The 25,419-nt window shown below is 70.6% G+C and carries 21 protein-coding genes; 12 read left to right on the top strand and 9 right to left on the bottom strand.

The annotated features are described in order from the left end of the window. From G4D85_RS31835 to G4D85_RS31805, 7 genes are all read right to left on the bottom strand, one after another. A partial coding sequence (locus G4D85_RS31835) for a hypothetical protein (protein WP_205525801.1) occupies nucleotides 1-379 on the bottom strand: 379 nt, incomplete at its 3' end. Beyond that, a complete protein-coding gene (locus G4D85_RS31830; RefSeq protein WP_164017818.1) occupies nucleotides 376-1,203 on the bottom strand; it encodes an AHH domain-containing protein in 828 nt (275 codons plus the stop codon). The genes G4D85_RS31830 and G4D85_RS31835, both read right to left, overlap by 4 nt. A 41-nt stretch (nucleotides 1,204-1,244) precedes the next feature. Then, a complete protein-coding gene (locus tag G4D85_RS31825) occupies nucleotides 1,245-1,622 on the bottom strand; it encodes a DUF4150 domain-containing protein (RefSeq protein WP_164017817.1) in 378 nt (125 codons plus the stop codon). A 15-nt stretch (nucleotides 1,623-1,637) separates the two neighbouring features. Beyond that, the gene (locus G4D85_RS31820) at nucleotides 1,638-2,711 is read right to left on the bottom strand and encodes a hypothetical protein (protein WP_164017816.1); all 1,074 of its coding nucleotides are present in this window, start codon (nucleotides 2,709-2,711) and stop codon (nucleotides 1,638-1,640) included. Between the two features lie 25 nt (nucleotides 2,712-2,736). After that, the gene (locus G4D85_RS31815; RefSeq protein WP_164017815.1) at nucleotides 2,737-3,768 is read right to left on the bottom strand and encodes a DUF2169 family type VI secretion system accessory protein; all 1,032 of its coding nucleotides are present in this window, start codon (nucleotides 3,766-3,768) and stop codon (nucleotides 2,737-2,739) included. 12 nt (nucleotides 3,769-3,780) lie between these two features. Beyond that, nucleotides 3,781-5,064 carry a TIGR02270 family protein gene (locus G4D85_RS31810; protein WP_164017814.1) on the bottom strand — a complete coding sequence of 428 codons (1,284 nt, stop codon included), beginning with the start codon at nucleotides 5,062-5,064 and terminating at the stop codon, nucleotides 3,781-3,783. 2 nt (nucleotides 5,065-5,066) lie between these two features. Next, entirely contained in the window at nucleotides 5,067-5,597 is a 531-nt protein-coding gene (locus G4D85_RS31805; protein WP_164017813.1) for a DUF6484 domain-containing protein, read from the bottom strand. Nucleotides 5,598-5,944: 347 nt separating this feature from the next. Between G4D85_RS31805 and G4D85_RS31800 the strand changes: the two genes are divergently transcribed. The 6 genes from G4D85_RS31800 (at nucleotide 5,945) to G4D85_RS31775 (ending at nucleotide 16,718) form a co-directional block, all read left to right on the top strand. Then, a complete protein-coding gene (locus G4D85_RS31800; RefSeq protein ID WP_164017812.1) occupies nucleotides 5,945-6,853 on the top strand; it encodes a DUF2135 domain-containing protein in 909 nt (302 codons plus the stop codon). Nucleotides 6,854-6,886: 33 nt separating this feature from the next. Next, the gene (locus tag G4D85_RS31795; RefSeq protein WP_164017811.1) at nucleotides 6,887-7,474 is read left to right on the top strand and encodes a DUF1175 family protein; all 588 of its coding nucleotides are present in this window, start codon (nucleotides 6,887-6,889) and stop codon (nucleotides 7,472-7,474) included. Further along, the gene (locus tag G4D85_RS31790) at nucleotides 7,471-9,078 is read left to right on the top strand and encodes a hypothetical protein (protein WP_240359611.1); all 1,608 of its coding nucleotides are present in this window, start codon (nucleotides 7,471-7,473) and stop codon (nucleotides 9,076-9,078) included. The genes G4D85_RS31795 and G4D85_RS31790 overlap by 4 nt, the downstream gene beginning before the upstream one ends. Beyond that, on the top strand, nucleotides 9,075-13,796 hold the full coding sequence (locus G4D85_RS31785; RefSeq protein ID WP_164017809.1) for an alpha-2-macroglobulin family protein: 4,722 nt from the start codon (nucleotides 9,075-9,077) through the stop codon (nucleotides 13,794-13,796). Before G4D85_RS31790 ends, G4D85_RS31785 begins: the two co-directional genes overlap by 4 nt. A 3-nt stretch (nucleotides 13,797-13,799) precedes the next feature. Beyond that, nucleotides 13,800-16,016, top strand: a complete 2,217-nt coding sequence (locus G4D85_RS31780; RefSeq protein ID WP_164017808.1) for a hypothetical protein — start codon at nucleotides 13,800-13,802, stop codon at nucleotides 16,014-16,016. A gap of 117 nt (nucleotides 16,017-16,133) precedes the next feature. Further along, on the top strand, nucleotides 16,134-16,718 hold the full coding sequence (locus G4D85_RS31775) for a hypothetical protein (RefSeq protein WP_240359610.1): 585 nt from the start codon (nucleotides 16,134-16,136) through the stop codon (nucleotides 16,716-16,718). A 90-nt stretch (nucleotides 16,719-16,808) separates the two neighbouring features. On the opposite strand, the gene ahcY is transcribed toward G4D85_RS31775, so the two are convergent. After that, the gene (gene ahcY / locus G4D85_RS31770) at nucleotides 16,809-18,287 is read right to left on the bottom strand and encodes an adenosylhomocysteinase (RefSeq protein WP_164017806.1); all 1,479 of its coding nucleotides are present in this window, start codon (nucleotides 18,285-18,287) and stop codon (nucleotides 16,809-16,811) included. A gap of 40 nt (nucleotides 18,288-18,327) precedes the next feature. Then, nucleotides 18,328-19,272: an ArsR/SmtB family transcription factor gene (locus tag G4D85_RS31765; protein ID WP_240359609.1), complete on the bottom strand. Its 945-nt coding sequence runs from the start codon at nucleotides 19,270-19,272 to the stop codon at nucleotides 18,328-18,330. Between the two features lie 229 nt (nucleotides 19,273-19,501). On the opposite strand from G4D85_RS31765, the gene G4D85_RS31760 reads away from it, so the two are divergent. From G4D85_RS31760 to G4D85_RS31735, 6 genes are all read left to right on the top strand, one after another. Further along, nucleotides 19,502-20,173, top strand: coding sequence for a DUF4142 domain-containing protein (locus G4D85_RS31760; RefSeq protein ID WP_164017804.1), 672 nt, complete (start codon nucleotides 19,502-19,504; stop codon nucleotides 20,171-20,173). A gap of 130 nt (nucleotides 20,174-20,303) precedes the next feature. Continuing rightward, nucleotides 20,304-20,873 carry an LPS assembly lipoprotein LptE gene (locus G4D85_RS31755; RefSeq protein ID WP_164017803.1) on the top strand — a complete coding sequence of 190 codons (570 nt, stop codon included), beginning with the start codon at nucleotides 20,304-20,306 and terminating at the stop codon, nucleotides 20,871-20,873. 118 nt (nucleotides 20,874-20,991) lie between these two features. Beyond that, nucleotides 20,992-22,002, top strand: a complete 1,011-nt coding sequence (locus G4D85_RS31750) for a methyltransferase (protein WP_164017802.1) — start codon at nucleotides 20,992-20,994, stop codon at nucleotides 22,000-22,002. A gap of 74 nt (nucleotides 22,003-22,076) precedes the next feature. Then, nucleotides 22,077-23,048: a hypothetical protein gene (locus G4D85_RS31745; RefSeq protein WP_205525800.1), complete on the top strand. Its 972-nt coding sequence runs from the start codon at nucleotides 22,077-22,079 to the stop codon at nucleotides 23,046-23,048. 22 nt (nucleotides 23,049-23,070) lie between these two features. Further along, the gene (locus G4D85_RS31740; RefSeq protein ID WP_164017801.1) at nucleotides 23,071-23,823 is read left to right on the top strand and encodes an ATP-binding cassette domain-containing protein; all 753 of its coding nucleotides are present in this window, start codon (nucleotides 23,071-23,073) and stop codon (nucleotides 23,821-23,823) included. Further along, entirely contained in the window at nucleotides 23,820-25,346 is a 1,527-nt protein-coding gene (locus G4D85_RS31735) for an ABC transporter permease/substrate-binding protein (protein WP_420821733.1), read from the top strand. Before G4D85_RS31740 ends, G4D85_RS31735 begins: the two co-directional genes overlap by 4 nt. The last annotated feature ends 73 nt before the right edge of the window (nucleotides 25,347-25,419 follow it).

The following is a 25,419-nucleotide window of genomic DNA, read 5'->3' as shown; positions in this document are numbered from 1 at the left end:
CCTTGATGCGACCCAGAATCTGCACGGCCTGGAAGCCGGGCAGGCGCAGCCCGCGCTGGGAGTCGGTGAGGACGGCCGGGAAGGTTTGCAGGTTGGTGACCCCGGCGCGATGGAGTGCGGCCACCAGTCGGTCGCTCATCACCAGGATGCCGCGAATGAAGATGTCGGCCATCCGCGTGCCGAACCGGTCATCCAGCTCGAGCTCGATGGGATTGGGCAGGGCGTCGGAGATGGGCCTGCCTGAAAGCCACCGCACCTCCAGGTTCGGGTGCTTGACGTCGTAGACGCCTTCGAGGACCGGTGTGGGACGCAGTTGGTAGTACATGACTTGCGAGGGAGCAGGGATGGGGCGTGGGCTGGTGGCCCCGCTCGTGCTCATTTTCTTGGGCGCTTGCTGGCCGACGAACTCGCGGCCCTCGGTCGCTTCTTGGACTTTGCTTTAGCCTTTTCGCTTGCTGCGAACGCGACGCGCGAGATGAAGACCTTCCACTTTTCTGGAGCGCCGGAAACCTCCTTCATCATGTAGGCGGACACGTAGCGATAGAGCAGATCATTGAGGAAGAAAGGCGGTGGCCGCTTTTTCTTCTTGGCCTTCTTCGCGACGGGGCAGAACTTGTCCACCCACTCATCAACATGCTCGACAACGTCATCGAGCCGCTCCTCCACCATATTGATGTAGCACCGGTCCGGCTGGGAGCTGGCCCTGTCGAGGCCTCCCTTGTTGGTGTGGTTGCCTTTATGGAACTGGAGGCAAACCGTCATCATCAGGTCGATGGCCATTTGCTGGCAGTCCGGGTCTAGCCAGCTCCAACCCGACACTCCGACGAAGCTCACGGGCACGGACGGCAGCCAGACGCCGTTGAAGTGCGAGTTGATGTCGAAGCCGGTATCCGCCTCGACCTCCGAGCCCGAGGCCCGGGTGGCGAGCCACTTCTCGACGGGATGCCCCTTGAGCGCTTCGTTACCGGGCATCAAATGATGGGGCTCGGAGGAGAAGGCGCCGTGCTTGCGGTGCGTGAACGTACGGCGCGGCACGCGCTGCGCGGTCAGCCGTGTCTCCAGGGTGCTCGGGTTGTTGTCCGCGCCGATGAAGGACTCCGTGCCCTTGGCCTTCGCGTCCTTGCAGAAGACGCAGTTCTTGTCGTGCACGTCCTTGCTGGCGCCGGGCATGTTGACGAGCGCGGGCTCCATCAGGTGTGTCATCTGTCGACCTCGTGGAGGAACGCCGTGACGCCGGGCGCGGCCTAACCCATCGTGTTCTTCTTGTTGTGGAAGAGCGGGTCGCCGAGCCGGCACACGTTCTTCCCTTCGAACTTCACGTCGAACGAATACATCATGAACTCAGCGGGGCCCTTGGTGGAGCTGCTCATCACCCCGCCGCCTGCCGAGCCGGCCTCGTCGCCCGTGGAGGTCTGGTACTGCGCGCCCTTCACCGCGGGCATGTTCCCCTCGATGGTGACGGACTTGGGCCCCTTCGCGGTGTCCGAGGACTTCGCGATGTTGGGATAGGGGATGGGAACCGGGCCCGCCGGTGATGGTGTCTTGCAGACATCTGGCAGGACGGTGCTCATCCCCGAAGTCCCGGCGTGGGCGATGCCGCGGCCATTGGCGAAGACAGGCATGTCGGCTCCTCGTGCTCAGTAGGAGTGTACCAGAGCCGCTCCCCGCTCCTCCCGGTCCGAGCCGCACCACACCAGGCAGGGCCCCTTGCGGTAGCCCTTGTGGAGCGCCAGTGCCGCCAGGCCCACCATCAGCGTCCCGAGCGCCGCGCCCGGGTCTCCGAGGTACTCCGCCGGGTGCTCGATGCGGTACTTCTCCTGGAGCCGGTCGCGGTTGCGCAGGTAGGCAATGCCCCACTCCCTGCCCCAGATACGCTCACCCGTCATGCCCGCGTACACGGTCTCCACCTTCGGCAGCTCCCGGGGAACCGTGGCGAACAGGGTGTGGAGGCTGTCAGTCAGCCCCTCGCCCAGGTGTGGCGAGTCACTGTAGAGGTGACCCTTCTCCCTGCCGGTGCCCGTTCCCAGCAGGTGGGCCAGCGGCTCCAGTCCGAGTGACTGGGTGTGCTTCGGCGTGGTGAGAAGCAGGAATGCGGCGCCCTCGCCGGGGATGAGGCCCTCCGCACGCCCCTCCGAGAGCAGGCGTTCCTCCACGTCCAGCCGGCCGAGCAGGCCCAGGTCCAGGTACGTATCCACGCCTCCCACGTAGGCGCAGTCCACCTGCCGCGAGGCCAGCAACGCGAGCGCCGCCTCCAGCGCCAGCAGGCCCCCAGCCCGGCCCTGGCGGAACACGCGGCTCTTCCCCGCGTCGAACCCGACGCCGGTCTGCTGCCCGAGGTGGGCGAGGAAGCCCGGGCCGACGGGGTCCATCATCCCCTGAGGCGGAGGCTCGGGCAGCGCCAGCATCAGCGGCGGCGGCGCAGAGGGCTTCCAGGTCGCCAGCAACTCCCTGAAGGCGAGCGTGGACAGCCGCAGCATCCGGCGATGCCGGTCGGAGAGGCCTGTCGCAGTCTTCTCGAGTGCGGGCGCGAGCGGGTGCAGGTGACGCTCGTCCACCAGCCCCAGGCGCTGCCCGTCCCATGCGCTGAGGTGGACCGTGGACTCCCGGGTGCGGGTGATGCCCGCGCGGACGGCCGCGGCGGTGGCCTGCGCGCTCAGGCCCACCGGCGTCGTCATTCCCACTGCCAGGATGTCCACCCGCTGTGTCGCCATTCCGTGCCCCCGCTCCTGGAAGCGCTCAGCCCGCGGCGCCTTCCAGGGAGTCCAGCCGGAAGACGGCCTCCTCCACCTGGAGCACCTTCTTGTCACACGCCAGTGCCCCTCGCCACAGCAGGCAGACCCGGGACTCCGAGGGCTCGAGCAGCACCGTCTCCAGCCGCATCTCCAGGGGAGAGCTCCTTCCGGCGATGGTGAGCCGCACGTCCAGCCCGCAGCGGGGCAGGGCGAAGCGGTGGACGCCCCGGGGCGAGACGTTCACCAGGTGCACCGGCTCGCCACCACGCAGGAAGGACGGCGTCCCCAGTCCCGCCGAGGCGGCCCGGAAGAACTCAGGCTTGAAGTCCACGGGGAGGAACGGGGCGCGCCGCCGCTGCCACGCCTCGTCGTACGTGCCGGCGAAGGAACGCCGGGGCTCCCAGCCCGGCGCCACGAAACCCACCCCCATGGGAGCGGGCGTGTCCGAGATGCTTCCGATGAGCGCCCCCGGGTCTTCCACGTTCGGCAGCGGCTGACCGAGCATCTCCGAGGCGGCGCTCTTGCCCCGGAAGCCCCGGCCGACGGGGTTGCGAGGCTCGCCCAGCACGCGCCCCGCCTTCGCGTCCACCACGTGGAGGCCACCGAAGGCCCGCTCGTAGATGAGCGGCATCTTCACGAAGGGCTCGGGCCGGGAGGGGCCAGGCGACAGCAACCCTCCTGTCCAGACGCGCTCACCGAAGACCTGAAGGACCTTCTTCAGCGGCCCCACCGCGACGGACACCAGGCACGTGGACACCGGCTTGCCACCAGGGGCATGCGCCGCCCCCACCAGCACCACGTCGGTGCCGGGCTTCCGCAGATGTGCCTCGCTGGCGTACTTGAGGCTGGAGGTCTCCGGTGCGCCCCAGTGCTCATCGGCGGCGAGGATGGGGGCCTGCTCCTCCGCGACGCGCAGGGTGTCGCCGTGCAGTGAGAAGGTGGCCTTCACCACCGCGTACAGCGTCTCCACGCCCTTCTCGTCGGGGAAGAGGAAGAGGCCTGGAACGAACGGCATGTCTCGGAGGACCTGGAGCATGTCGGTGGTGAGCTATCCCATCAGCCGATTCCACGGCCGCATGTCGAGTCTGGCGCCAGCGCCCCGGGCTCGCGCGAGGTCCTCGTCCTGCCGCCACGTGGGGCCGAGGGTGCGCACCCGGTGGCTTCCCCGGCTCCGGATGGCGAGCTCCCGGGCCAGCACGTGCCTCCGCCGCATGGAGCCGCCTTCCAGGGCACCCAGCAGCGCCGCCGCGTCGAGAGGGCGGCCCTCCAGGTAGCGCGTTCCCCGCTGGAAGCGGGAGGCGTGCTGCTTCCACCAGGCCTGGACAGCCCGCGCAGCTGGCCGGGGAAGCGCGGCCTCGGGGCCGGGGACGAGGTCGGCGTCGAGGTCTTCCTCCTCCTCGACGGCTTCCTCTTCCGGAGGCAAGGCGTACGGCCCGCTCGGCTTCAACCCGGTGATGGCGGAGAAGGCCTCGCCCGCGAGGCGCGCGACCGACTTGTCCTCCATCCACCGCAGGGCGACCTCGGCGGCGCGCACATGGCCGGTGAAGCCCAGGGCCCAGAGGGCGTCCGCGCGCTGCCCGGGAGCTTCGGCTCGCTCCTCCAAGAGCAGGACGTCCGCATCGGCCCCACCCAGCGCCAGGAGCAGCATCGCCTCGCGGGCTTCCGCTGCTTCCGCCCCGAGCAGGTCGCGGCAGGTGGCCAGGGCGGGCCGCAGGTGCCGCGTCAGTCCCGCTTCCACGGTGGCCGTCCGAATCCCGGAGTGTGTGGAGGCCAGGCCTGGCAGCAGCCGCTCCGGTGCCATGGTCAGGGCGGAGCCCGCGATGGCGGCGAGCGCGGCCATTCTCACCTCGGGTACCTCGTGGCGGAGCAGCCGCTCCAGCGGCTCCGGAGGCACGGCGTCCCGAGCGGTGAGCACCCGCAGCGCGGCGGCTGCCAGCGCGGCGTCGTCTGAGTCCAGCAGGGGGACGAGACGGGCATCGAGCTCCCTGGAGGATCCGAGTTCCAGGGCGCGCTCGAGGGACGGGCGGAGGGCCGGGGGGGCCGCGCGAAGTCTCGCGAGCACTTCGTCCACGCCCTTGGGGTGTCCCTCCAGCAGTGCGAAGGCGGCGGCGTCGACGCGCCCCGGCTCTTCCGAGTCGAGCGCTGGAACCAACAGCGGCTCCGCGTCGGGACCGGCGACGACGAGCCCGTCCAGGTGGGCCATCAGCCGCTCTTCCTGGGCGGCGGTGTCCGGCAGGTCATGCTCGGAGGAGCGCAGTGCCTTCTCCCAGCGCAGCCAGTGGAAGCTGGCCTCGTCCAGGTGTTCCTCGAGGACTTCCGGGATGACCGGCATCGTCAGTTGACCTGGACGGAGCCGCCCTTGATGCGGTTGACGCCCTCGGCATGGGTTTCCACGTAGGTACCCTTGATGATGATTCTGCCGTTGCGCCGCAGGGTGATGCTGGCCTTGCCGCACTGGATGATGACCTCATCCTTTGCCTGGATGATTTGCACACCCTCCTCCTCGGCGGAGAGCGCTCCGTCCGCGCCTTCCTCTTCTTCTTGAGGCCGCGTGAGGTTCTGGAGCAGGTCATTCAGCGAGATGACGGGGGCAACTCCCACCACCACGGGCAGGTGGGGGTCGCCGTTCTCGAAGCGCAGCTCTACCGGCCGTCGGCCGGCAATGGCGGTTCGCAGCTCCTCGGGCGTCAGCTCCACGGTGGAGCGGGCCTCGAGCGGCCCCGCCGTGTTGCCCTCGAAGTCGACGACGAGTCGCCCCTGCTCACGCGCACGGACAATCCACCCCGTCTGGCTCTCCCAGACGCGCTCGGTGAGGGATTCGGCCTGTCCGCCCTCCTTCTTGGAGGAATTGTCGGGAGAGCTCATGAGATGGACCTCTTCGGCTTCAGGGGACGTGCTTCAGCAGGGAGTCCGGTGAAGCATAGCCGCGGGCAACCACGCTCCACCTGGACGCGGGGCCCGCCAGCGCCCGAACTGCTGGCCACGGGGGAAGACTCCGTGAGTCCCCCCGGACTCCCGACGTGGCAGCAGGGCCACGGGCCCGCACACCCCGCGTGTCTTCCCGCCCACGCTTCGTAGGGGGTCCAACCACGCCTCCCCTCTGAGACCTCCCAGAAGGGCGGCTGGCAGGCGACTTGAAAAGGAGCCCCCTGCTGCCGCAGTCTGTCCGCCCGCCGACGCCCCAGCGGACCTCCTTCCTACAAGGACGCGCGATGCTTCCCGTCATCCTTGCCGTGCTGCTGTCCCAGGCAGCACCCGCAGCCCCCGCCAACCCGCGCCAGCAGGGCGTGCCCATCGGCAAGGGCAAGACGCTGCCCACCGTCCGCCTCACCGCGCCTTCCGGCGGCTGGACGGTGGACCGGATGATGCGCGTCGAGGGCACCATCAGCGACACCACCATCGACCCGGTGGTGGTCTCCATCAACGGCGACCGCTACCTCATGCGCACCTACGGCGGTCGCTTCAGCCGCAAGTTCCCCGCCGCCAGCGGGAAGAACATCGTCACGGTGATGGCCACCAACCAGGCCGGCACCGCGCGCACCCAGGCGACGAGCTACGCGCAGATTCCGCCCGTCCCCTTCAAGGTCGTCCTCACCAGCGACACCGACGGCGTCTACACCGACCTGCACATCTACGAGCCCACCGACTCCAGCGAGGCCGGTGACCAGCTCCAGGTGGGGGAGATGGCCCACGTGTACTGGGCCGACACCGAGAGCCCCTCCGGCGGCACCTTCTTCCTCAACGAGCAGGGCGGTGACTTCGACCAGCCCGCCTACGGCCCGTACCTCTACATCCACCGCGCGCCGCCCAAGGGCGTGTACCTGGTGGCCACCAACTACTGGCCCAGCGGCGACAAGGCCCACACCGTGGCCACCCTCAACCTCGCGCTCTTCGAGGGCACGCCGAACGAAATCCGCCGCATGGTGCGCATTCCGCTGGCCACCCCGGGCACCACCCGCGTGCTGGCCTGGGTGAACGTGCTCGGCGACGGACAGGCCGAGGTGTACGTGCCCGCGCAGGACCCCAAGCCCAAGCACCCGGACTGGCCCACCAACCTGGCGGAGGCCCTCAAGGAGCTTCAGACCAGCGGCGACAGCGGCGGCGAAGGCGAAGGCTACTGAGGCTCGCGCCTCCACCGGCGTCCCCACACCCCCATGCTCGCCCTGTCCCTGCTCCTGCTGCTGGAGGCGACCGCACCCGCGGCGCCCGCGCCCGAGACGCGCGACGTGCTGCTGCGGCGGCACGTGGCGAGCGTGGCGCTCGCGCAGCTTCGCAAGCAGGACGCCGCATGGCACCCGGACCAGCGCGACTGCGCGGGCCTCATCCGCTTCGCCTACCGCGTCGCGTACAAGAATGTCGCCCCGGAGCGGCTCGCCACCCCGCTGTGGAAGAACGAGCGCGGCCAGCCCTCGGACTTCGCGGACGCGGAGACGCTGCTCGGCCAGAGCTTCACGCCGCTGGGCCGTGACGACGCCACGCGCGAGGCGCTGCGCACGGGCGACATCCTCGCCTTCCGCCAGGAGCACGACTCCGGCACCGTCTTCCACCTGATGCTGGTGGTGCGCCCGGAGGACCGGGCCCACGCGCCCGCTCGCGTCGTCTACCACCCGGGGGAGAAGGGCGCCGCGGTGCGCACCGGACTCCTCCACAACCTTGCCACCGAGGCGCCGCTGGAGTGGCGCCCGGTGCCGAACAACGCCGGCTTCCTCGGCTTCTTCCGCTTCAAGGAGTGGATGCCATGACGTCTCCGTCGAGCCCGCCTCCGGGCACGCCTCCTCCGGCGGCCCCGCCTCCCCGGCGCGGTCCTCCCAAGGCCATGCTCATCGGCCTCATCACCGCCCTCGTCGGCGCCGCCGTCGCGGGAGGCTTCCTCCTGGGCCGCCGTGGCGCGAAGTCCGGTGGCTCGGGTGGTGGCGCGCTGCTCGTCACGGGTGAGCGAACGGGCCCCGCCAGCGCGGGCGCCGAGGTGGAGGGCATGCCCGACACCCAGGTCACCACCATGGAGGTGCCCGGCACCTCCGCGCCCTCCGCCATCTGGGTAGACGTGCACCACCCCGGCAAGGTGCGCGAGGCGATGGCTGGCAACGCGTGGCTCAAGGAGCAGCTCGGCAAGCCGCTGGGCCAGGGCTTCGTGGGCGGGTGGGCCGCGTTCCTCGGCTCCACCGGCGAGGACCTGAAGGGCGAGTTCAAGGGCGCGGTGCTGGACCTCGTCGCCAACCAGCTCCTGGACGCGCCGTTCCGCGTGGTGTGGTTCGCCGGTGACGCGCGCGCGAGCACGCCGGCCTTCATCCTCCCCAAGCCGGGAGACACCACCACGGCGGCCTTCGACGCGCTGGACGGCGTGGCCAACCGCGGCGGCATGAAGGCGGAGAGCTGCCCCGGCGGCGTCCCCGGCACGCATGAGATGAGCCGCTGGCTGGTGGCGGAGCAGACGCTGTGGGCGGGGCGCTCGGCGGACCGGATGGTGCTGGCGCGTCACCCGGTGGCGGTGCTCCAGGGCCTCTGTGCCGAGCTGCCGGCGCTGGAGGCCGCGGACAACGTCGACGTGGAGCTGGGCTTCGACCCGGACGCGTACGGCCGCGAGGTGCAGCTCTTGACGAGCATCGTCGGCCTCGCGCCGGGCGCGCGGCTCCAGTTCGGCGTGGAGGGCAACAAGCTGGTGGGCCGAGGCATCGCCGGCCAGCTCATGGATGGCCCCGCGCGCCTGGACGCGGCGCCGCTGTCCGATGACCTGCTCAAGCTGGTGCCCGAGGAGACGCCGGTGCTGCTGGCGCTCCAGCTCAAGCTGCCGGAGTCGCTGGAGCCCGAAACGCTGAGCGAGTTCTGGAAGGAAGGCGGAGGCAAGGGCGCCACGCGCACGCGCCAGGTGGCGCTGGTGTGGACGCCGCGCGGGGACTCGGCGCTGCCGCTGGAGATGGCCGTGCTGTGGGGCCGCACCGAGGACGGGGCCGCGCTGGAGGGGCTGTTCTCCGGAGGCTACAACCGGCTGGTGGCCGACAAGTTCTGCAACCACGTGGTGATGGCGTCCAACCCCGCCGAGCTGGACCGGCTGCGCAAGGCGTGTGAGGGCAAGACACCCAACCTGCTCAACGCGGCGGGCCCGGTGGTGGCGGGGCTGCGCGCGCCCACGTCGGTGGCCTTTGGGGTGAATACGGGACGGCTGCTCAGCGGCCTCACCATGGACGGCTTCCTGTCCGAGTCCCGCGTGGGGCGCAACGCGCCGATGCCGAATGCGGCGCCCCCTGAAATCGAAGCGGCGCGGCGCGACCTGGAGTCGCTGCCGTACCTGGGCCTGCGCGGCACCGTGCAGGGCGATTCGCTGGTTCCTGGAGGTTTCGGGTCATGAAGAGTGTTGCTCGTTTCGCGGCGCTCGCCGCGCTGGTGCTGTCCGGCGTGGCTGCCGCCAAGCCGCTCTACATCACCGTGCCCCGCTCCTATGGCAGCCAGGAGCCCGTCGCGGTGGACGTGGCCTTCGAGGACAAGGGCCCGGTGGAGCTGCGCGTCCTCAAGCCGGACAACCTGGACGCCTTCATCCGCGCGCAGGGTGACCTGCGCCGCGCGTACCAGACGCCGCCGACGCTGAACAACCCGGGCCGCGCGCTCAGCCGGGGCCTCAACGCCGTCAGCGCGCCGGGCATGTGGTTGCTCGACACGCTCAACCCGTCCTTCCGCTCGGAAGTGGGCGACGTGCTGCCCAAGCCGCCGGACGTGCCGGGCTCGGGCGAGCCGCTGGCCAAGGTGGCCGAAGGGCCAAAGAAGCTGGTGGGCGTGCCCCCGGGCTTCACCGTGGCACGCAGCCAGTGGCTGAACCTGGACCTGGGCGGCGCGGACCGCGAGTTCAACGTCCCCGGCTTCAACACCGGCGGCGAGAGCAGCGGCTTCCAGGAGCGCCGTGTGGTGCTCGCGCCGCTGCCGGCCGGCACCTACGTGCTCCAACTCGTGCAGGGGCGGGTGGAGGGGCAGGTGGTGCTCGTCGTCAGTGACTTGACGGTGCAGCTGAAGCAGACCGACGGCGAGGTGCTGGTGCGCGTGGCGGGAAGAGACCAGAAGCCGCGCGCGGGCGCCCAGGTGCAGGTGTACCTGCCCAAGGGCAAGGGCCCGACGGGGACGACGGACGCCAAGGGTGAGGTGACGCTGGAGGTGTCCGAGCCGCGCATCCTCGCCACGGCCTCGGCGGGCGGCGACACGGCGATTGTGGACACGGACTTCTACTCCGCGCTGGCGGTGGCGCCGGACGTGTTCATCTACAGCGACCGGCCCATCTACAAGCCGGGCCACGAGGTGAAGTACCGCGGGCTGGTGCGCCAGCCGGACACCTTCCTCGCGCGCCTCTTCACTCCGAAGAAGCGCGAGGTGACGGTGAAGCTCATCTCGCAGGAAGGCCGCGCGCTCAGCACGCGCGCTCCGGTGGACGAGTTCGGCGCGTTCCACGGCACGCTCAAGGTGCCCGATGATTTGGGCACCGGCGTGCTGCGCGTGGAGGCCGAAGTCGACGGCCAGCCGCACCAGGGCGAGGCCCGCGTGCAGGACTACGTGAAGCCCACGTTCTATCTGGAGGTGGAGCCGGCGTCGGAGACGGTGGTGCCCGGCGAGACGCTGCGCGTGAAGGTGCGCGCCCGCCGCTACGCCGGTGGCACGCCCGACGGCGCGAAGTACGAGGTGTTCCTCTACCGCAGCCTGCTGGACGCGCCCGCGTGGGTGGATGACGCCGGCAAGGGCGGTCAGGGCAGCGCGGTGACGTACGGCTCGGGCTCCAGCACGGAGGGCAAGCTGAGCGTCCCCGAGCGGCTCTACTCCTCCGTCGCCGCGCGCGACGCCACCGAGGACCCGTGGTCCAGCGCGAGCGCCTTCGACGTGAATGGCGAGGCGGAAATCGAAGTGGCCGTGCCGGCGCTGGCCGCGGGCGAGGAGCGGATTCCGTACCGGTACTCGCTCACCATCCGCGCGCGCGATGACCAGGAGACGTTCGCCAACTCCACCACCGCCTTCTTCCTCTCCAAGGTCGAAGTCCTGGGTGTGGCGCGGTACTCAGACGCGGTGGTGGCCAAGGGCGGCGAGGCGACGCTGTCGGTGCGCGCCACCACGCTGTCCGGCAAGCCCTACGGCGTCACGCAGGGCGAGGTGGAGTTCTTCTCGCGCAAGCCGGACGGCGAGGAGAAGAGCCTGGGCAAGCGCTCGTTCACCACGGCGGCGGACGGCACGCACCGCGAGAAGGTGCCCACGTCCGACGTGGGCGCGGTGCTGGCGCGCGTGGTGGTGAAGGACAAGAAGGGCGAGAAGTGGGAGGGCGAGGAGTCGCTGCTCGTCATCGGCGGCGCGGACGAGCCGGTGGCGCAGGTGCCCAACCTCACGCTGGCGTCGCTGTCCGGCGTGCTGGAGCCGGGCAACACGGCTCGGCTGGTGGCGCTGATGCCCGACGGCTGGGGCCCCGGCGGCCGTGATGCGGGCCCGGTGTGGGTGACGCTCGCGGGCGCCAGCCTTTATGACACGCAGGTGGTGGAGCTGAAGGGCCGCACGCTGGTGCACAGCTTCAGCGTGGAGAAGCGCTTCGGCAGCGCGGTGTACGCGTCCGTCGCGTACCCCACGGCCACGGGCCGCTGGGAGGAGCGCACGGTGGCGTTCCGCGTGGTGCCGCGTGAGCGCACCCTCACGGTGGAGGTGCAGCCCCGTCGCGTGGAGGCCCCGCCGCTCACCGAGCAGACGCTGGACGTGCGCGTGGTGGACCACGAGGGCCGCGGCGTCGTGGCGCAGCTGTCCGTGGGCGTGGTGGACAAGGCCGTCTACGCCATCCAGACCGAGTTCCGCCCCAAGGTGCTGGACTTCTTCTACCCGCCGGCACGCAACAACGTGACGAACTTCTACTCCTCCGAGTTCCAGGGCTACGGCTACGGCGAGCAGCTGGCGCGGAAGATGGCGGGGCTGCCGGACCATGCCTTCGCGTCCATCAAACCGCCCAGCCGCCAGGCGAAGGATTTGGAGAAGGACACCGCGCACTGGGACCCGGTGGTGGTGACGGACCGGGACGGCCGCGCCACGGTGCGCTTCACGCTGCCCTCCAACCAGACGCTGTGGGTGGTGACGGCGGTGGCGGCGGACACGTCCGGCCGCTTCGGCGAGGGCACCTCCGAGTTCGCCACGCGCGGCGGCCTCAACCTCTACGCCGCGCTGCCTCAGTTCCTGCGCGAGGGTGACGAGGCGCTCGCCTCGGTGCGCCTGTCCGCGGGCGAGAAGTCCCCGGGCAGCCAGCTGCTGGACGTGAAGCTGGCGTCGCTGGGCTCGCTCAAGGCGGACCAGTCGCAGCACAAGGTGGAGCTGGCCAAGGGCGGAGAGAAGGTGGTGCCGGTGACGCTGAAGGCCACCAGCACGGGCGCCGCGCAGCTCACGGTGGACGTGACGGGCGCCAAGGACCCGCTCAAGGACCGGAAGTCCTTCCAGGTGGAGCCGGCCGCGGTGGAGGACACCGTGAAGGTGAGCGCCTGGGGCGGCGGCGCGCTGGAGGTGCCGGCCCCGAAGGAGGCGACGCTGGCAAGCGTGGAGCTGGTGCTCCAGCCGTCGATTGTCGACGCGGCGCTCTCCAACGTGCGCGAGCTGCTCACGTACCCGTACGGCTGCCTGGAGCAACTGGTGTCCACCACCGTGCCCAACGTGGCGGTGTACCAGGTGCTCCAGCAGGCGGGCGCGCTGGCGAAGCTGGACACGGACACGCAGGCGCTGCTGGCCGAGGCGCGCAGCCGCTCGGTGCAGGGCACCGCGCGCATCCTCAACCTCTCCGTGAAGGGCGGCGGCTTCACCTGGTTTGGCGGCTACGACACGCCGAGCCTGCCGCTGACGCTCATCGCCCTGGACGGCCTGGCCTACGCGGCGGAGGCGGGGCTGGTGGACCGCAATGACCCGCGCATCATCGACAGCTCGCGCTGGCTGGAGGCGCAGGAGGGCCTGCCGCCCGAGTACGAGGCCACCCGTGCCTACGTGCTGGCGCGGCTGGAGGGGCCGAAGCAGGCCGCCCGCGTGCGCGCGCTGGTGGAAGGCGCGGAAGGCGGGCAGCTGTACCCGCTGGCGCTGGCGGTGCTGGCCGCGGAGAAGGCGGGCATCATGAAGGAGCCCGCGCTCCAGGCCCGCATCAACTCGCTGGTGTCGCAGAGCTCGCAGGGCTTCGCGAAGCTGGCCGCGTACAAGCCGGGCCAGGAAATGGAGATGTCCGAGGCGTTCTTCCGCTTCCCGCTGCGCCGCGTGGGCATGACGGCCATCGCCGCGCATGCCGCGTCCTTCGGCACGCTGGACCTCACCCGCGCGCGCCGCCGCATCCTGGAGATGCTGTCCGAGCCGGACCTGTCCACGTTCGACCGGAGCACCGCGCTGCTGCACTCGCTGTGGCTGCTGGAGCGCGACGCGAAGGCCTTCCGGGGCATGACGCCGCCGGAGGTGAAGGGTGTGAAGAGCGCGGTGAAGTTCTCGCCGCGCGGCATGGGCCTCGTCGCGGTGCTGGAGCCGGGGACGCGCACGGTGGACGTGGGCGGCTTCGACGGCGTGGCCACGCTGCAGGCCACCACGCTCACTCCGCTGTCGGCGGTGCAGCCGAAGGCGGAGGGCATGTCCATCCAGCGCAGCTACTACGTGCTGCGCGAGGGCGGGAAGGTGAAGCTGGAGGCGGGTGACACCGTGTCCCAGGGCGAGGAGGTCTACGTGGAGCTGACGCTGGATGCGCGCGGAGAGAGCCGCGTGCGCTCGGCGTACTACGTGGTGGAGGACTCGGTGCCCGCGGGCTTCGTCGCGCTGCAGGAGGACAAGGCGTTCCGCGGTCCTCCGCACTCGCTGCCCCTGGTCCCCGAGGCGCTCCGCCGCCGCGTGCTGGACCCGGAGCGCGCCACCTTCTTCTTCGAGGAGCCGGCGTGGTGGAGCAACAGCCCGCGCACCGTGGGCTACGTGCTGCGCGCGCAGTTCCCGGGCACCTTCTCCGCGCCTCCCGCGCGCATCGAGGACATGTACGCCGCGAGCATCCACGGGCGGTCAGCCCCGGCCTCGCTGAAGGTGGTGCCCTCGAAGAAGGGCACGGGCGACCTGTAGCCCATGCTGTGGGCCGCCACGGTGGCCGCGGTGCTCGCGGCCACCCCCACCTTCGTCACGCGCGGTGACGTGACGCCCGAGGCGGAGCTTCGCCGCGAGGCGGACTCCGCCTGGAGGGCGCTGGAGGCCCGGTACGTGGCGGAGGCCGGCACGGCTCCGGCGAAGGCTCCGGGCACCATCCTCCTGGAGCGCGGCACGGCCCTGGCCCCCGAGCGCAACGCGCAGGGCCGGCCGGGCCGGGTGGAGTTGCGGCAGAACGCGCCGGGCGTGCTGGACGAGCGCCTGCGCGTGGCGCTGCGGCACGAGCTGGCGCACCAGTTCCTCTGGTGGGCCTGTCCGCAGGCCAGCGAGGACCGGCTGTTTCACGAGGCCTTCTCCGTCGCGGTGAGCGGCGAGCTGGAGGCGTGGCGGGACTCGCCCTACCAGTCGCTGACTCGCGCGGCGTCGGAGGTGGCGTCGGCTCCGGCAGTGGACACGCCCCGGGCGCGGCGGGCGCTGGCGCGGCTGCTGAACGAGTCGGTGGGGTTTCCCAAGGCGCTGTCGCGCCGGCTGCGCCAGTGCCAGGACGGGGGGCGGTGGGTAGCGCCGCTGACCATCGACGAATTGGCGGGAGTGGAGGTGCGCGCGGCTGCGCCGACCACGGTGGTGCTGAGCCGGCACTCGGGCGAGGTTCTGCTGTCGGAGGGCGACGTGCGGCGCGCGCTGCCCTATGGCTCGACGCTGAAGCCCTTCGTGTACGCGGCGGCAGCGGAGCATCCGGTGTTGAAGCCGCGCGCGGGCGTGCAGGAGTGGGCCTGTGGGCCGGGCCTGCCCGCGAAGGTGGACGCGCGCACCGCGCTGCTGCGCTCGTGCAACGGGTACTTCATGGACTGGGCGGCGACGGGCACGGCGCCGAGGGCGTTCGGCGCGTGGGGGCCCGTGCTGCAGGCGGTGGGGCTGACGGGGACTCCGACGGACATGGCGGATGCGATTGGGCTGCGCTCCACTCTGGCGCTGTCGCCGTGGGGCATGGCACAGGCGTACCGACTGCTGGCGGAGGCGCGGCCGGCCGTGGTGGCGCTGATGGGGGACAACGCGGCGCGCGGCACGCTGTCGGAGTTGCCCGCGTCGAAGGCGCTGGCGGGCGTGGCCACCAAGACGGGCACCGTGAGAGATGCCGCGAGCCGGCCGCAGTTCGGTTGGATTGCGGCGGTGGATGCGGACCTGGTGCTGGTGGCGGTGCGGCCGGGGAAGATGCCGCGACACTTCGCGCAGGAGATTCCGGAGTTGCTGTTCCGCGCGCGCCGTCAGGCAGGGCTGGAGGCCGCGCGTGTGCAGGTGCTAGGGCTGATGCCCGCGAGGGACGTGGAGGCGCAGTGCCCGGGCGCGGGCTTCGCGGTGGACGGTGGGACGCCACGCGCCGCGCCGACGGAGTGGACGCGACTGGAGGGGCTCGCGTCAGGTGGCGCGGCGGTGTGCCTGGGAGCTCCCTGGCGCGTGCGCTTTCCGAAGCTGCCCGAGGGACGGGACTACGCGGGTGTCTTCACGTGGTCGCCGCCTCCGCCGTACCGGCCGCCTCCGGGCGTGCCCACGACGCCGAGCGCGATGAAGGCGCGGCGGGGCTCCGACTTCGTGTTCCGCACCACGCGCCTGCAATACACGGCGGGCGTGGTGGTGGCGGAGGACGTGACGCTGAAGGGTGAAGCGCGCGTGGCGCTGGCGCGGGTGATTGCGCACAACGAGCGGCACAGCCGGCACCCGGGCCGCGCCGTCTGCGACACGACGCACTGTCAGGCCTTCCGAGGCACCGTGCGCGTGCAGCGCGACGAGGCGAAGGCAGTGGGGCTGCCGCCACTGAAGTGGGACGAGTGGCTGCTGTTCTCGCAGGGCGGGCAGGAGCCGTGGCGGGAAGTGCGCCCGCGCGTGGACGTGGAGGGGCTGGTGGGGCGCTCGCTGGTGTCACTGCGCTTCGAGAGCGGGCGTGCGCGGTACATCCTCACGCGGACGGAGGGTGACTCGACGTTCGAGTCGGCGGGCTCGTTGCCGTGCGACTTGCTGCGCTCGGGGCTGAAGCTGCCGTCGTGCCCGCGCACCGCCTCGTTCGACGGTGCGGGAATCGTGTTCGAGGGACGCGGGCGCGGCCACGGCGAGGGCCTGGACGTGGAGGCCGCGAAGGAGAGCCGCCTCGGGAGCGACGCGATTCTCGAACAGGCCTACGGCCGCAACCGCCCGACACATTGAGCCGCCGCTGCGGGAAGTGGCCATGTCAGCCACCTCCGGAGTGGCTATTGCGACGGTGACAGGCGGCATCGAGCATGGGTCCCCATGAATACGCCCAGGCTTCTGCGAGCTGCTCTCTTGCTGTCCCTCCTGGCCATCGCGTTTCAACCCCTTCCAGGGAGCGCACAGCAGGCAGCCAGCGCGGAGAAACCCCCACCTCCACAGCCCGCGAAGAGGGATGGGCAGCAGGACTTCGACTGGGAGCTGGGGACCTGGACGACCCGTCTGAAGCGCCGCCTGCGTCCTTTGACCGGCTCCAATGACTGGGTCGAATACGAGGGCACGACGGTGGTGCGCAAGGTCTGGAATGGTCGCGCCAATCTCGTGGAGCTCGATGTCCGTGGCCCCGCAGGTCACATCGAAGGGTTGTCGCTGCGCCTCTACAACCCCGAGTCCCGCCAGTGGAGCCTCAACTTCGCCAACAGCGCAGGTGGCACCCTGACGCTCCCCACCATCGGTGGCTTCAAGAACGGGCGTGGCGAGTTCTATGCCCAGGAAACATTGAATGGCCGAGCCATCTTCGTTCGATTCGTCATCTCGGACATCACGCCGGACTCCTGTCGGTTCGAGCAGGCGTTCTCCGAGGACGGAGGCAAGACCTGGGAGGTGAACTGGATTGCCACGGACAGGCGGGTGAAGAGCCCCGCGGACAAGGCGCAGTGAGCGCTCTTCAAAGCGACCCGCGGATACACGAAGGCCCAGGACACCGGAACTCGGTGCCTGGGCCTTGCTCACTCCGGCGCTACCTGCCGCTTAGTAGCGGTAGTGCTCCGGCTTGTACGGGCCCTCGACGGGCACGCCGATGTACGAGGCCTGGTCCGCGGAGAGCTTGGTGAGCTTGACGCCCAGCTTCTCCAGGTGGAGCCGCGCCACCTCCTCGTCCAGCTTCTTGGGCAGCGTGTAGACCTTCTTCTCGTAGGTCTTGAGGTTCGTCGCCAGCTCCAGCTGCGCGAGGCACTGGTTGGTGAAGCTGGTGGACATCACGAAGCTCGGGTGGCCCGTGGCGCAGCCCAGGTTGAACAGGCGGCCCTCGGCGAGGATGAGGACGCTGTTCCCCTTCGGGAAGGTCCACATGTCGTACTGCGCCTTGATGTTGGTGTGCTTGATGCCCGCCACCTTCTTCAGGCCCGCCATGTCGATTTCGTTGTCGAAGTGGCCGATGTTCGCGACGATGGCCTTGTCCTTCATCTTCGACATGTGGTCCGCGGTGACGATGTCGCGGTTGCCCGTCGCGGTGATGAAGATGTCCGCCTTGCCCACCCAGTTCTCAATCGTGTCGACCTGGTAGCCTTCCATCGCGGCCTGCAGCGCGCAGATGGGGTCGATCTCCGCGATGATGACGCGGCAGCCCTGGCCCTTGAACGCCTGGGCGCAGCCCTTGCCCACGTCGCCGTAGCCGAAGACGAAGGCCACCTTGCCGGACAGCATCACGTCCGTGGCGCGGTTCAGGCCGTCCACCAGCGAGTGACGGCAGCCATAGAGGTTGTCGAACTTGCTCTTGGTGACGCTGTCGTTGACGTTGATGGCGGGGAACAGCAGCGTGCCGGCCTTCTGCATCTCATACAGCCGGTGCACGCCCGTGGTGGTCTCCTCGCTCACGCCGCGCACCTTGGGGGCCACGCGCTGCCACAGCTTCGCGTCGCGCTTCTGCAGGTCCTTCAGCAGCGCGATGATGAAGCCCCACTCCTCGGGCTCGGAGGCGGCGTTGAAGTCGGGGACCTTGCCGGCGTTCTCGAACTCCAGGCCCTTGTGCAGCAGCAGGGTGGCGTCGCCGCCGTCGTCCACAATCTGGTCCGGGCCGGAGCCGTCGGGCCAGATGAGCGCCTGCTCCGTGCACCACCAGTACTCCTCCAGGTTCTCACCCTTCCAGGCGAACACCGGCGTGCCCTTGGGGTTCTCCACCGTGCCGCCCGTCTCGGGACGGCCCACCGCCACGGCGGCGGCCGCGTGGTCCTGCGTGGAGAAGATGTTGCACGAACACCAGCGCACGTCGGCGCCCATGATGGACAGCGTCTCGATGAGGACCGCCGTCTGCACCGTCATGTGCAGCGAGCCCATGACCTTGAGGCCCTTGAGGGGCTTCGTCTGGCCATAGCGGGCGCGCAGCGCCATCAGGCCGGGCATCTCGTCCTCGGCCAGCATGATTTCCTTGCGGCCCCACTCGGCCAGGCTCAGGTCCGCCACCTTGAAGGCCGGCCGCTCCGTCGTCTTCGTCTTCAGCGCAGTGCTCATCTTCGACTCCAATGGAAAGCTACGGGTTTCAGATGCTGCTTCAGCTTCCGCGGACCGCCACGGCGGACAGCAACGCGGGCCCCTTGGCTTCGGCAGCCGCGGGGAGGGGGTGGATGCGAACGTCGGTGAAGCCGGCGTCCGTGAGCCAGCCGGTGAGCTGCTCCGGCTCGAAGCCCAGCCAGACATGGCCCATCTGTTGTTGATACTCGCGGCGCTCGTGCCGCTGCATGTCGATGAGGAGGATGCGGCCGCCCGGCACGAGCGCTCGCGCGGCCTCCGCCAGCACGGCCGCCGGCTCCGCCACGTGGTGCAGCACCAGGTGGAGCAGCGCCACGTCCAGCGTGCCGTCGTCCACGGGCAGCGCGTGCAGGTCACCCCGGTGCAGCTCGACGTTGGTGAGGCTGCCCAGCCGGGCCCTCGCCGCCTTGAACATGGCCGCGGAGGACTCGACGGCGATGACCCTGCGCACGTACGGCGACAGCATCTCCGACGTCTGCCCGGTGCCGCAGCCCAGGTCGCCCACGCGCCACGTCGGCTCCAGCAGGGCCAGCAGGCCGAGCACGTCGAAGCGCTCGCCGAACAGCTCGCGGCGCAGCTTGTCCCACTTGCCCGCGGCGGTGGAGAAGAAGGCCTGGCTGCGGCTCTGCCGCTCGGCGAGCACGGGGGCGAGGCGCTGGTCGTCCTGCTCGGCGGCGATGACCTGGGACATCTGCTCGCGCGTCAGCGTCCACAGGCGCCGGGCCGCCGGGGGCAGGCCCTCCACCGCCATGTGGTACAGCCGGCTGGTGCCCTCCGGGCGCCACTCCACCCACCCGTCATCCGCGAGCACCTTCAGGTGCCGGCTCACCGTGGACTGGGGAAGTTGGAGCACCGCGCACAGCTCCACCACCGTCAGCTCGTGCCGCTCCACCAGGCGCAGCAGGCGCACCCGTGTCGTGTCGGCCAGCGACGTCATCCAGCCGAGTATGGCGGGGGCGGTGTTCACGGGCGGTGGAGACTCAATCCGTTCATCCGGATGGAGTATTGATAGCAGTCCCCGGTCCGGTCAAGCGGAAGGTGCGGGCCGGGGCCCTTCCTTTCGAGCAGGAGGGCGGGCCCCCGGACTCCAGATGGGGTTGCCCGGCCCTGGAGGGAGGCCCGGACAGGCTTGGCGCCTTTGCGTCCACTCCCCACAGGAGACCACCTTCGGGACATGGCTCCGTCTGGAGGTGGACATGGCTGGAATGCGTAGGAGCAGGGTTGGCGCGATGGGCCTCACGGCCACGCTGGTGGTGGGCCTGCTGGTGGGGTGTGTCGCGCACGCGGATGAGTCGGAGAAGCGGGAGCGTCAAATCGGCGAGGCGGCGGCGGAGCGGGAGGAGTTCGTCAGCGAGCTCGTCCTCTTCAACGTCAAGCAGATTGCCCTTGGAGAGCTGGCGCTGGAGCGCTCCCAGGACCCGCAGGTGCAGAAGTTCGCGAAGCAGTTGGTGACGGACCACCGCAAGAACCTGGGCGACCTGCGCGCGTGGGCGGACAAGGAGGCCCTGGAGATTGCCGCGGTGGACCTGTCCGGCTCGCCAGGGGAGCAGGGCGTTGGCGGCTCCGGAAGCGCGGGCGTCCAGGAGGGCTACGAAGAGCGGATGGTGGATGTGGACGACGACCTGGACGAGGACATCGGCGATGCGCAGAGGGACCTGAGAGAGGTGCGGGAGAAGCAGGGCAAGGAGTTCGACCAGGCCTTCCTCTCGCGTGTCATCGATGACCAGAGGGAGGGGCAGGAGCTGGTGGGGGATGGGCTGGATGACTACCGGGCCGATTCCGACTTCGGGCTGTTGCTCAACCGCACGGGCAACCTCATCTACCGCAACGAGGAGCGTGGCAGGAGCGTGAAGGAGGCCCTCGACTGAGCGGAGCACCGTTCCGGCACTGCCCACTCCGAATTGTCGAGGGGTTGCTATTGGATTGACCTGGGAAGGCTTCTTGCAGGGCGCTTGAGCGGGCTGTTACGAGTGCCGTTCCAACGCCCCTGGAGAACCCATGCCCCGCTCTTCGTGGTCCCTTGCCGCTGTGTCGCTCACGGCCGTGCTGTTCGCCACCGGCTGCACCCTCTCCGTCGCCGCGGGCGACCCGCGCCCGAACATCGACCTGCCCGAGAGCCAGGCCTCGCTGGCGCTGGAGCTGGACCCGAGCGTCCGCGACGTGTTCCAGGTCCCCGCCCGCAGTGGCGTCGTCCCGACCAACGTGGAGGCATGGCGGACCACGCTGGACCGGGGCTTCAAGAACGGCTTCCGCTCGGCGTTCCGGACCGACGGCGGGAAGGAGCTCGTGCTGCAGATTGTCGAGGCAGAGCTGGAGCTGGCTCCCACGGCGGTGAATGAAGTCGGTGGCGCGGCCGCCGCCGAGGCGCAGGTCCGCTACAAGGCCCGACTGGTGGACGCGCAGGGCAACGTGCTCCGGCGCTCCACCGGGACGGTGGCCTCCAAGCGCTCCACCTCGCAGCCGGGGGAGATTACCCTCATCGCCGAGAGCGCCGTGGAGAGCATGTACGAGAAGATTGCCGAGGACCTCTTCAACAACAGGGGCACGGCGTCAGACTCCGTGCCGTAGGCATCTTCCACGGCCGCGCCACATCTGACGTTGGATGTGGCGCGTCGGGGAAGGGTGTTCACGGTGGGTGCGCGCTCACATTGACCCCGCTCGGGGGCCTCGGCCCACAATGCGAGGCATGACCACCCCCACCGTCCATCCCGCGCAGCAGATTGTCGACCTGGGCTTCGGCTTCATCCTCTCCGGTGCGCTGTCGGCCGCGACGGAATTGGGGGTGGCCGACCACCTGGTGCAGGGCCCTCGAAGCGCGGCCTCGCTCGCGGAGGCGGTCGGCGCCGATGCCCAGTCGCTGTACCGCGTGCTCCGGCTGCTCGCGAGCGTGGGTGTGTTCTCGGAGGATGACTCCGGCCGCTTCGCGCTGACTCCGGCCGCCGAGTACCTCCGCAAGGACGTGCCCGGCTCGCTGCGCAGCGCGGTGCTGATGCTCACGCAGCGCATCTTCTGGGCGCCCACCGGGGAGCTCGTGGAGACGGTGCGCACGGGGAAGAACCCGTTCGACCGCATCTTCGGCAAGCCCTTCTTCGACTTCCTCGCGAGCGACGCCACGCAGGGCGCCGTCTTCCACCGCGGCATGTCCAGCCTCTCGGACATGGAGAACGGGCCCATCGCCGGGAGCTATGACTTCACGCCGCTGAAGCGCGTGGTGGACGTGGGCGGCGGGCACGGCGGCTTCCTCCTGGAGGTGCTCAAGGCCGCGCCCCAGGTGCACGGCGTGTTGTTCGACCACCGCCACGTCCTCGCCGAGGCTCGCATTGCACAGGCCGGCTTCTCGGACCGCTGCGAGCTGGCGGAGGGAGACTTCTTCGAGTCGGTGCCCGCTGGCGCGGATGCGTACGTCCTCAAGCGCATCCTCCACGACTGGAGCGACGAGGTCTGCGTCCGCATCCTCCGCAACTGCCGCGAGGCCATGGCGAAGGAAGGGCGCGTCCTGGTGGTGGACACCGTGATTCCCCGGGGCAACGCGCCTCACGGCGGCAAGGTGCTGGATGTGATGATGATGGCGTCGCTGCCCGGGCGTGAGCGCACGGAGGAGGAGTTCGGCAAGCTGTTCGCCCAGGCCGGGCTGCGCCTCACGCGCGTGGTCCACACTCCGGCGGCGCTCAGCATCACCGAGGCCGTGGCGGCCTGAGGGTTGTGTACGACGCTGGTCGCCAAGCCACCACATGGGTTGACGTGGCTCGCGGTGGCGCCTATCCCGGCTCCATGCGGACCGCTGCGTGGTGGGTGTCGGTGTACTGGGTGGGCGTCCTGTGCGCGTGCACGGCGCCCACGCCACGCGTGCCTCCCCTCTCCCCCGAGGGCACCACTCCCGTGGGCCCCTTCGTCCCCGAGGCCCGGGCCCTCTTCGAGGGCTGCATGGCCGTGCCCGACAGCGCGGACTCGCGCACCTGGCGCTGCGGCGACCTGACGGTGTGGATTGCCGAGGAGAAGACCGAGAGCTTCGCCCAGGTGCTCATCCGCTCGCAGGAGCGTGTCGCCGCGCGCCTGGGAATGGAGCTGGTGGAGGTGGAGGGAGAGCTGCCGCTCGCGGGAAGCTCGTGGCGCTCCAGTCGCTTCGCCGCGTGTGCGCGCGCGGACGGTGGCGCCGAGGGTGACTGTCGCGCCGGGGGCTACTACTCCGCCGTCAACGCGGGGCCCGGCCGGCTGAGAGGTGTCGGCTGCATCGCGCGAGGCAATGCGCGGCCCCTGCTGGCGCGCTGTCTGGAGTTGCTCGAGTACCTCGCGGCTCGCGGCAACCCCGAGGGTGACGCGCTGGGCCCGGACGCGCTGGTGCTCCCTCCTCGCCTGCCGTGGCGTGCGCTGGCCGTGCCCGGGGACTGCCAGCTCTCCGCGTCCACCACCCGCCTGGGGCGCATCCGCTGCGGTGACGCCACCTTCGCGTGGAGCGTCTACCAGCCCTCGCGGACGGACGTGACGATGCGCTGGAGCGACCAGGGTGTAGCGGAATTGGCGGACGCGCTGCCAGGGGCCGGCCCGGTGGAGGAGGTGCCCTGCCTCCTGGAGACGCGGCCCGCACGCTGCTCCCGCTTCACCGCGCCCACCGCACGGGGCCCGCTGGTGGTATGGGCCGCCGCGACGGAGTGGAAGGACCGCGCCCTCTTCGCCTCGTGCAGCTTCCTGGCTTCCGAGACTCCCTTCCCCGCCGCCTGTAACGGCGCCTTCTCGCTGCCCTGACTTCGCTGGAGGACGGTGCCTCGTGTACGAGCTGCAAGATGTCTCCAAGCGCTACGGCTCCACACAGGCACTGCACCCGCTGAGCCTGCGCCTGCCCACGGGGCGCACCACGGTGCTGCTCGGCCCCAGTGGCTGTGGCAAGTCCACGCTGGTGCGGCTGCTCAACGGGCTGCTGCATCCGGACACCGGCCGCGTGCTGTTCGACGGCCAGCCGCTGCCCGGTGGCGGAGACGCGCTGCTCGCCGTGCGCCACCGCGTGGGCTACGCGCTCCAGGGCGGTGGCCTGTTCCCGCACCTCACCGGCGAGGAGAACGTCACCCTCATGGCCCGACACCTGCGCTGGGCGGGGACGCGCACCCGCGAGCGGCTGGACGCGCTGGTGGAGCTGACGCGCTTCCCGGCGGAGGCCCTGGCGCGCTATCCCGCGCAGCTCTCGGGAGGCCAGCGGCAGCGGGTGGCGCTGATGCGCGCGCTCATGCTCGACCCGGACGTGCTGTTGCTGGACGAGCCGCTGGGCGCGCTGGACCCACTGGTGCGCCATGAGCTGCAAGCCGACCTGCGCGCCATCTTCGCGCGCCTGCGAAAGACGGTGGTGCTGGTGACGCATGACCTGGCGGAGGCGGGGTTCCTCGGAGACGACATCCTCCTCATGCGCGACGGGCGCGTGGTGCAGCAGGGCGGCCTCGCGGACCTCGAAGCGCGCCCCGCGGACCCGTTCGTCACCCGCTTCATCCAGGCCCAGCGGCCCCTCCCCGGCGGAGGCGCGGCGGCGTGAGGGCTTCGTGCGTTTCGAGCCTGCTGCTCTCGTTGCTGCTCGCCGCGTGTGGCGGTGGCGCTCCTTCCTCCGGTGACGGCGTGCCCACCGTGCGCGTGGGCTCCAAGAAGTTCACCGAGTCCGTCATCCTCGGGGACCTGGTGACGCAGCTCGCGCGGAGCACGGGCGCGCGCGCGGAGCACCGGCGCGAGCTGGGCGGCACCACCGTGCTCTGGGAGGCACTCCGCCGGGGCGAGCTGGACCTGTATCCCGAGTACACCGGAACGCTGCGGCAGGAGCTGCTGTCCGGGCGCAACCTGCCGGACGACGCGTCCCTGCGAGAGGCGCTCGCGGCCGAGGGCCTGCGCATGAGCGCGCCGCTGGGTTTCAACAACACCTATGCGCTGGGCATGAAGGAGGCCGAGGCCGAGCGCCTGGGAATCCGCCGCATCTCCGACCTGCTCGCGCACCCCGAGCTGCGCTTCGGCTTCAGCAATGAGTTCATGGACCGCGCCGACGGCTGGCCCGCCCTGAGAGACCGCTACCGGTTGCCCCAGAAAGACCTACGCGGGCTGGACCACGACCTGGCCTACCGTGGACTCGAGAGCGGCGCGCTCCAGGTGACGGACCTGTACTCCACCGACGCGGAGATTGCCGCGTACGGGCTGCGCGTGCTGGAGGACGACCTGCGCCACTTCCCCGCGTACGACGCCGTGCTGCTCTACCGCGCGGACCTGGAGTCGCGCGCGCCGGATGCACTGGCGGCGGCGCTCCGGCTGGAGGGGCGCCTGTCGGAGGCGGAGATGGTGAAGCTCAACGCCCGTGCGCGCCTGGAGCGGGTGCCCGAGGCGCGCGTGGCCGCCGACTTCCTCGCGAGCGCGCTCGGCATCACCGCCGAGGTGCGCGGCGAGAGCCTGTCCGCGCGCGTCTGGCGCCGCACGCGTGAGCACCTGTTCCTCGTCGTGGTGTCGCTGCTGGCGGCCATCGCCCTCGCCGTGCCGCTGGGCGTGCTGGCCGCGCGCCGGCCGCGACTGGGGCAGGGCGTGCTGGGGCTGGCCGGCATCATCCAGACGGTGCCCTCGCTGGCGCTGCTGGTGGTGATGATTCCGCTGCTGGGCATCGGCTCGCGGCCGGCCATCGCCGCGCTGTTCCTCTACAGCCTGCTGCCCATCGTCCGGAACACGGCGGCGGGGCTCGCGGGCATTCCCCTGGAGCTTCGCGAGTCCGCCGAGGCGCTCGGCCTGCCGTCCCGCGCGAGGCTGTGGCGCATCGACCTGCCCATGGCCGCGCCGTCCATCCTCGCCGGCATCCAGACGGCCGCCGTCATCAACGTGGGCACCGCCACGCTGGGCGCGCTGGTGGGAGCAGGCGGCTACGGCCAGCCCATCCTCACCGGCATCCGGTTGGACGACGTGGGGCTCATCCTGGAGGGCGCCGTACCCGCCGCCGCGCTGGCGCTGCTCGCCAGCGGTCTCTTCGAAGCGGTGGAGCGCGCCGTGGTGCCCAAGGGGCTCCGCCTGCGCGCGGAGTCGGAGTCGCGCTGAGCCTCATCGGCGGGGCTTCAGGTGACGCGCGCCTGGGACGCGGACGGGTCCGGGGAGCTGCTCTCCACCGGCG

This window comes from Pyxidicoccus trucidator (assembly GCF_010894435.1).
GTDB classification, from domain to species: Bacteria; Myxococcota; Myxococcia; order Myxococcales; family Myxococcaceae; genus Myxococcus; species Myxococcus trucidator.
Note: the sequence above shows the minus strand (reverse complement) of the source record. Positions and strands in the feature narration are given on the sequence as shown.